This window comes from Williamsia soli, assembly GCF_017377795.1.
Lineage (GTDB): Bacteria > Actinomycetota > Actinomycetes > Mycobacteriales > Mycobacteriaceae > Williamsia > Williamsia soli.
Genome location: NZ_JAFRDR010000006.1, coordinates 364,006 through 371,344, shown reverse-complemented (window position 1 = coordinate 371,344; position 7,339 = coordinate 364,006). Strand labels below are relative to the sequence as shown.

Genomic DNA, 7,339 nt, shown 5'->3' with positions numbered 1-7,339 from the left:
ATCACCCACGTGTTACTCACCCGTTCGCCACTAATCCACCAGCAAGCTGGCTTCATCGTTCGACTTGCATGTGTTAAGCACGCCGCCAGCGTTCGTCCTGAGCCAGGATCAAACTCTCCATGAAAACTCACCAAAAAACACCGAAGTGCCTTTCAATAAAATATGTCCTGAAGAGATTTTCATAATCCCAACCAAACAAAAACTGACACCACCACAGGACTCAAAACCTGCGATGGGATCAAAAATAAAACTAACTAATGCCGGCACCACAACCATCACCAACCAAACCCCCCACAAAGGAAGTTTCGTCACCGTGACAGAAGCAGCACCTAAATGGCACTAACAATCCATCGACACACTATCGAGTTCTCAAAGAACACACCCCCACCGACTTCGACACCCACAACAGGCGCCATCCCGGCAAAGATATTTTGTTATGTCCGCGACGATACGCTCCACACTGAAGTGGACTCGTATCTATCGTGGGCGGCCAGCGTTGTTCCTTCAGGAAACTTCCTGTCGGTGTTAGGGCCGTTCCGGACTCTCGCTCTCCGGCGCCTCACTCGCTGACTTGAAGAAAGCTACGGGACTACCGTGCCAGGAGTCAAATCGCCTGGTTAACGGCGTGTTGCCGCAGGTTGTCGGGCAGGCAACCGTTCGGCTGCTTCGACTCGGTTGCACAGCTCGCGCAGTGGCTCGTCGCGGTTCTGCCCGGAGATCTTCCCCAGGGCCTCGTACTTGCTCACACTGGAGCCAAACCTTCGGTAGAGGTAGTCACCCTCTTCTGCGCTGATCGAGCTACCCAGCGGCGCAGCCCCGGCCTCCCCGAACACCAGGAGCCGGTTGGTGACCGGACTTCGCGGGGCTGTGTACCCAGGGTTGATGAATGCCCGCAGGATGGGGCGCAGCGCCGACAGCACTTCGCCGAGGCCGGGATCGTCGTGCCCGGTCGACGCCGTGCGTCCGAGTTCCAGCAGGTAGATCGCGGTGTTGAAGTCGGCGTCTTCGGGGCGGGCCGCTACGCTCCCCCGTCCGAACAAGCAGGCCCGGAGGGTTCTGACCTGAGCAACCTGATCCAACGACCTGGCCTTCGATGCCCTGGCAATCAGACCGTCTTCTCGCACGATCTGATCCACCACGTATCGGGTCGTGCTCTCGCGCTCGGCCGCCAGCTCGGCGGCAGCCCTGCGGTATCTCTCGATCAGAGCCAGCTCCCGTGGGCCCACGTGCTCGTCCCGCGTGGACCCCGGCGGGGGTTCGGCAACGATCTCCTGGCATACGAGGTCAGTGCCACCCAACTCGGTCACATGCCGAAGCAAGTCGAGTCGGTGAAGCTGGTCCGGATCGAGCCGGGTGCGCAGCAGGGTGATCCGACCGGCCGGCACATCCGGTCGTGACAGATACAAGGACACCGTGTCCGAAAGCTGCTCCGACGTCGCGTTGGCCGTCCACTTCCCGGGGATCTTTCTCGCGGACTTGATCAGGGCGTCGTCGCGCCACAGACACTCCCAGGCTTGCTGGTCGGTGAGGTCGGGTCGGCGTACCAGGGCCCGCCACGGTTGGAACAGCGGGTGGGCGGTGGCGATCATCCAAGCGATGACCGGCGTCGGCAGTTCGACTGTGGCCCTGCACATTGCGTGCATCAACAATTCCATGGGCGCTCCTCGCGAGCGGTGGTCCGACATCTGTCTACAGACCAACAGGTCAGTTGCCGGCGCAGACTACGCACCGGAAACCAGTGGTTGTCAGCCGTCCTCGGGTGGCAGCAAATCGTCTGGGAAGCGGTACTCGCACCCGAGGGCGTCGGTCGATTCGGTGCCCCAGTTGTCGCGGAACCAGGTCACACAGATGTCGGCGAGCAATTCCGGATCGCGGCTGAACAGGTAGCCGTCGGTGCAGTCATCGAAGTTGTCGTTGTACAGCCACTTGTTCAGGGGCAGCTTGTCCGAGGAGTAGTCGGCGATCAGCAGGTGACCGAGAACGCAGCGGGAACGCCGCAGCATCATCACGCCGTCGGCCAACATCTGGACCTGCGCGCAGACGACCTCGTCTTCATGGTCATCGTCGTAATCGATATATCCGCTGGGCCCCATCTCGAGGATGAAGCCGACCGGCTTGTCCGTGAACGACTCGACGAGCCAAGCGGCCATATCGGACCACTCGTGCACTCCCGAGGTCTTGTCAGGTTCGTCCATGGTGGTCCTCCTCTCGTCGCTTCCGAACACAACATAGCGCCGGGTACCGACAGGAAGGGTCGCAGCATCTCCCGGGCGTTTCACGCTCTGAGATCGCCGCTTCGAAGCGCTGAATCCGGGCCCAGATATCGCAGCCGAGAAACGGCACGTCGCATGACTGCAATGCACGCGCAGGTCGTAGGACAGCGTTTGTTTACCCGTCCAATAGAAAGCCGTTCGACAATGCACATCGTCGGCGCCGAAATGCGTTGTTGCGTGCACCAGGAATTCGATTAAGACCATCTCATTCGAAAGTTCTTTCATCAAACTAAAGACATAGTTGCAGCTCAGGCATGCCAAACCTATGAAGAGAATAATGTGCATACCCACACTTATGACTAACGCTAACGGTGGGTTCCGGTCGACATCGAGATATCGCCACCGAATCATGATGCGCCACCATAAGAGAATTTATTGGAATTCGTAACAAATTCTTTTTCGACGCGGATTAGAGTCACGTAGATACGAACCAGCCCTGGTTTACCAGCCCCTATTAAGGATGCCCTGATGCGTAAAACCCTTGTTGCCTCCGCCTCTGCTGCCAGCGCTCTCGCATTCGTTCTCGTCGCTCCGGGTCAGGCCGGCGCCGACGTCACCACTCCACTGACATTCGGCATCTCCGGTGGATTCCTGACAATCACCGCACCCACCGCGCTGCAAACGCTGCCGCTCGTCGGCGACCAGGCCCAAGGCAACATCACCGGCGTGAAAGTCACTGACGAAAGGCGCGCCCTACTGGGAGTGTGGGCGGCAAAGGCTTCGAGCACGGCGTTCAGCAACGGTGACACGACCATCCCGGCTTCCGACGTCACCTACTCATCCGCCGTGACAGCATTCACCGGTGTTGTCGTCGCAGTGCCCGCCCTCGTACCGGTGGCGATCGCCAGCCCGACAACGATCATGGGGGCAACCGGTGCGACCGGCCTGAACACCGTCACGTGGACCGGCACTGTCACCGTCGACCTCCCCGAAGACATAACTGCCGGCACCTACACCGGCCAGGTCACGCACTCGGTGTCCTGACCTGCCCATGTCGACTCATCGGCGGCTCGCCGCCGGCCTATTGGCACTCATGTTTGCAGTCGTCCCGCTGCTCATTCCCGGATACGCAACTGCTCAGCCCACGGACACCCCGGAGACGGGCGGGGTCGGCATCCGGCTCCTGGAGGCACCCGTCGCGCTGCAGAACGATCCACGTGCGCTGTCGTACATCGTCGACAACCTCCCGCCGGGTTCAGAGATCACTCGACGAATCGAGGTCCGCAACAGCAGCAGTGTCGAGCGGGTCATCAGTCTGTATCCGGGGGCTGCGTCGATAGCTGACACCAAAGACGGCGGATTCGACGTGGGCGACGACAGAGCGGTGAACGAACTGACCACCTGGATGTCCGTCGCGCCGGCCGAGGTCGAGCTCGCTCCTGACGCCACTGCCGAGGCGAAGGTCACCATCAAGGTGCCCAAGGACGCTCCCGAAGGTGAGCAGTACGCCGTCGTGTGGGCACAAACGGTTGGTGACGAAACCGGTTCCGCCATCCAGAACGTCAGCCGAGCGGGCATTCGCACGTACTTGTCGGTCGGACCGGGTAACGGCCCGCCCGCCGACTTCGACATCGGCGAATTGGCTGCCCAGCGCGCTGCTTCAGGTGCTCCGGAAGTGGTGGCCACAGTCAAGAACACCGGCGGTCGCGCACTTGATCCCCGAGGCACGCTGACCCTCACCGGCGGTCCTGGCGGAATCTCGACCGCACCGGTGTCCAGTTCTGGCGGGTCGATCGCGCCCGGCAAGACTGGAACGCTCGTGTTCTCCCTGGATCCGGCAATCCCCGCCGGGCCGTGGGAGGCGTCCGTCGAGATCAGCAGCGGACTCGTCAAACACTCGTCGCAGGGAAAGCTGACGTTTCCCGACGAAGGCTCAGTCACTGCCAGCAGCAGCGATCGCGGTGAAAGCGTCCCCACGTGGGTGATGGTGGCAGTTGCGATTGCGATCGTCGTTCTGGCGATCATTGCGGCAGGGTTCCTGGTGCGGCGCAGCAGGAAGGTGCAGTGAGATGCGCCGGACCACTGCACGACGACTGGTGACCTGCTGCGGGCTGGTCATCGCGCTGGTGGCCGGCGCACCCCTCGCCGGCGCGCAACCCGAAGAACCCGTCTGCGAATGGGTGACGCCGGCGCCGCCGGAGACCACGACGACGACCACCACAACCACGACGGAGATCCCGACAACCACGACCGAAACAACCACCACGACCACCGAACCCGCGATCGAGCCCATCTGGGTCTGCGAGACCGAGACACCTCCGGTCAGCGTTGTCGCCGTCCCGACCATCCCGCCGGAGACGGTCACGGCAACGACCGCGGCACCCGCCGCGGCGGAATCCACGGCCTTTTCGTCGACGTCGACCGATGCATCGGGTAGCTCGTCGAATACTGTTGCCACGACCACGATCCCACGGTCATCGACGTCGCAGTCAGCGACGACAGGCTCATCGGCACCGTCCGCGCCGCTCGCAACTGCCCCGATTGCGGCACCTGCGAAATCGGCGGCTCCGGTAGCGGCCGGCCTCCTGACGATTTCCGGCGGCTTGTCGCTGAGTGGACCGGAAACAATCGCTCCCGGACAAACGTGGACGGGAACGATGAATATGGGCGTCATCAACGTCGGGATCTTCGAGGGGTGGATTTCAACAGTCCGCTTGTCACCCATTCGAGGCACGAACACAGGCCGAGTAGTGACGCCCACGTCCGCGACCTACAGCGCGCCTGCAACGAGCTGCCTTCTGGTCCTCGGTACCTCGGCCGCCGTTCAGGTCAACCTGACGGCGACCCCCATCAACGCAAAGCGTGGTGCCCCGCAGTGTGTGACCGACTGGACTGCAACCGTCTCCATCGGCGTTCCCGCCACCGACGTCGTCGCCGACACCTACGAGGCGACGCTGACGCATTCGATCTATTGAGTCTGGGAACGACGGGCCGACATCACGTCTTCTATTCCCAGGGCACCAAATGCACGACATTGCCGGCTGGGTCGATGTGGACTCCAGCAGTGCTCGGGTCTGCGGCGAACATCGGGCGCCAGCCACCGATGCCGTCACGCTCGGTAGCTCGGAGGTGCTGGTGCACCGCAGGAAACAGCGTGGCGTGAAACTCGATGCTGCTGTCCGCTCTCGGGGAAACAAGGACCCAATCCACGATTCGACCCGGTCCCGGAACCCGACTGGTGCCAGGATCATCGTTCGGTTCGAACAGTCCCACGAACGCGCCGCCGGGGTCGAGAATCCACGAGAATCGCCCATCCGCACCGACGAGAACAGTGTCGCTCACGATGTCAGCGCCCAGAAGACGTGCATCGGACAGCACGGAGTCGAGATCGTCCACACTCAGGTATCCACGCCAACCGCCGGCGGGTTGAGGCGAGCGCGGCCCACCGAAACCCGCGACCTTCTCACCGCCCGCGAATCCGCGCTGATAACCACTCACCGTCCGATTCTCACCGAACTCCCAACCGAGCAGCCTCGCATAGTGATCCAGCAGCTGGGGTTCGGCCGGACCACCGAGTTCTGCCCAGCACGGAGTGCCAGGGGCGCGTCGGCTCATCGGGCGAGGTATCCGCCGTCGACCGGCATGGCGACCCCGGTGACGAAGCACGCATTGTCGCTTGCAAGCCAAAGAGCAGCGGCCGCAATCTCTTCCGGCTGCGCGTATCGACCCAGCGGGTGTGCGGAAGCCCACTGTTCTCGTAATCCCTCGGAGGCGCCGGCCAACCCCGACATCGGGGTGTCGACCACGCCTGGGCACAGGCAGTTGACCCGGATCCCTCGGGGTGCGGCGTCGAGCGCCACACTCTTGGTCAATCCGACCACCGCGTGTTTACTGGCCGAGTACACCGCCTGTGCCGGACCGCCCACGAGCCCGACCGCGGAGGACATGTTGACGATGGTGCCGCCGTCGACCATTACCGGCAGAGCATGTTTCACCATCAGCGCGGTTCCCCGGACGTTGACCGCGAACACCCTGTCGAAGTCCGACGTCTCCATCGACTCGATGGGCCCGGGAGGACCGGTCACACCGGCGACATTGAAGACCGCATGCAGATCGCCGAGTACAAGGGCCGCTGCGATGGCGGACTTGGCGGTCGCCTCGTCTCCGACGTCACCGATGACCACTCGTACGCCCTCGGCAGCCGACAGATGTGGGAGATCGGCGATATCGACTGCTACGCAGCTCATCCCGGACTTCGCAAGCAGCTGGACGCAGGCCGCACCGATGCCGGAGCCGGCGCCGGTGACGACCGCGACCCGCGGCTGGAACGTTTCAGCGGAGGCTTGCATCAGTCGAGAGTCGCCAGGAACTCCACGAGTGCCCGGTTCACTGCTTCGGGCTGCTCGGCGTTGGAGGTGTGGCCCGAGTCCTCGATGATGACGAACGTGTTGTTCGGGATACTTTCGGCCAGCGGGATGCCGCAGTCGACGAGCGGCAACACGTTGTCCTGCCGACCGTGCACGATGAGGGTCGGGACGGTGATCTCGTGCAGGCGGTCGGTCAGATCGTCCTTGTCGATCCATGACTTGAACTCGCGGTAGACCGAACGTGCCGGACGCTCATCCCAGCGCTGCAGCCACTTGTCGACCAGCTCGGTGTTGTCCGAGATCGTGTGCGGCCCGAAGACCAGGGGCACGCACCAATCACCGAAGCTACGGGGCAACGGACCGTCGGTATCGAGAGGGTTGAATGCCTCGCCGAAGCCTACTTTCTGGTCGGGCTGGTAGGCGCGGGCCATCGTGTCGATGAGGACGAGCCCGGACAGGCGATCCTGGTGCTTGAGGGCCAACTCGAGACCCATGAATCCGCCCATGGACATACCTGCGAGCACGAACTTGTCGAGGCCGAGGCTGTCCGCAGCTGCGATGGTGTCTTCGGCCAGGTCGTTCAGATCGTATTCGGTGTTGTACTGATCTGTGTTGGCGCGGAACTCCAGTGCGACGGCGTTGTGGGTGTCGGCGATGGCGGCGACCTGTGCGTCGAACATCGACGAGTCCATCAATGTGCCGTGGGTGAAGAGCACCGTGGGTTTGCTGTGATCGATTGTGGTCATGGGTCTTTCTCCT

Annotated in this window: 8 protein-coding genes and 1 rRNA gene; 3 read left to right on the top strand and 6 right to left on the bottom strand. The window is 62.5% G+C overall.

Features of this window, described 5'->3' with window-relative positions; all coding sequences use genetic code 11:
• From J3S28_RS18370 to J3S28_RS18360, 3 genes are all read right to left on the bottom strand, one after another.
• Positions 1–124, bottom strand: a 16S ribosomal RNA gene (locus J3S28_RS18370); the annotation flags it as partial.
• Positions 125–617: 493 nt separating this feature from the next.
• The gene (locus J3S28_RS18365) at positions 618–1,655 is read right to left on the bottom strand and encodes a hypothetical protein (RefSeq protein ID WP_207842143.1); all 1,038 of its coding nucleotides are present in this window, start codon (positions 1,653–1,655) and stop codon (positions 618–620) included.
• A gap of 90 nt (positions 1,656–1,745) precedes the next feature.
• Complete coding sequence (locus J3S28_RS18360; RefSeq protein WP_207842142.1) at positions 1,746–2,195, bottom strand: hypothetical protein; 450 nt, start codon at positions 2,193–2,195, stop codon at positions 1,746–1,748.
• 546 nt (positions 2,196–2,741) lie between these two features.
• Between J3S28_RS18360 and J3S28_RS18355 the strand changes: the two genes are divergently transcribed.
• From J3S28_RS18355 to J3S28_RS18345, 3 genes are read left to right on the top strand one after another with little or no spacing between them, the layout of a single operon-like run.
• Positions 2,742–3,257, top strand: a complete 516-nt coding sequence (locus tag J3S28_RS18355) for a hypothetical protein (protein WP_207842141.1) — start codon at positions 2,742–2,744, stop codon at positions 3,255–3,257.
• 7 nt (positions 3,258–3,264) lie between these two features.
• Positions 3,265–4,281, top strand: a complete 1,017-nt coding sequence (locus tag J3S28_RS18350; protein WP_207842140.1) for a COG1361 family protein — start codon at positions 3,265–3,267, stop codon at positions 4,279–4,281.
• Between the two features lies 1 nt (position 4,282).
• A complete protein-coding gene (locus J3S28_RS18345) occupies positions 4,283–5,188 on the top strand; it encodes a hypothetical protein (RefSeq protein ID WP_207842139.1) in 906 nt (301 codons plus the stop codon).
• Between the two features lie 31 nt (positions 5,189–5,219).
• Here J3S28_RS18345 and J3S28_RS18340 read toward each other — a convergent pair whose 3' ends face one another.
• Genes J3S28_RS18340 through J3S28_RS18330 form a run of 3 tightly spaced genes read right to left on the bottom strand, consistent with a single transcriptional unit; the run spans position 5,220 to position 7,326 of the window.
• Complete coding sequence (locus J3S28_RS18340) at positions 5,220–5,828, bottom strand: VOC family protein (RefSeq protein WP_207842138.1); 609 nt, start codon at positions 5,826–5,828, stop codon at positions 5,220–5,222.
• Positions 5,825–6,562 (bottom strand): SDR family NAD(P)-dependent oxidoreductase, encoded by a 738-nt coding sequence (locus J3S28_RS18335; RefSeq protein WP_207842137.1) that lies wholly within the window; start codon positions 6,560–6,562, stop codon positions 5,825–5,827. Before J3S28_RS18335 ends, J3S28_RS18340 begins: the two co-directional genes overlap by 4 nt.
• A complete protein-coding gene (locus tag J3S28_RS18330) occupies positions 6,562–7,326 on the bottom strand; it encodes an alpha/beta fold hydrolase (protein ID WP_207842136.1) in 765 nt (254 codons plus the stop codon). The genes J3S28_RS18335 and J3S28_RS18330 overlap by 1 nt, the downstream gene beginning before the upstream one ends.
• Positions 7,327–7,339: the final 13 nt, after the last annotated feature.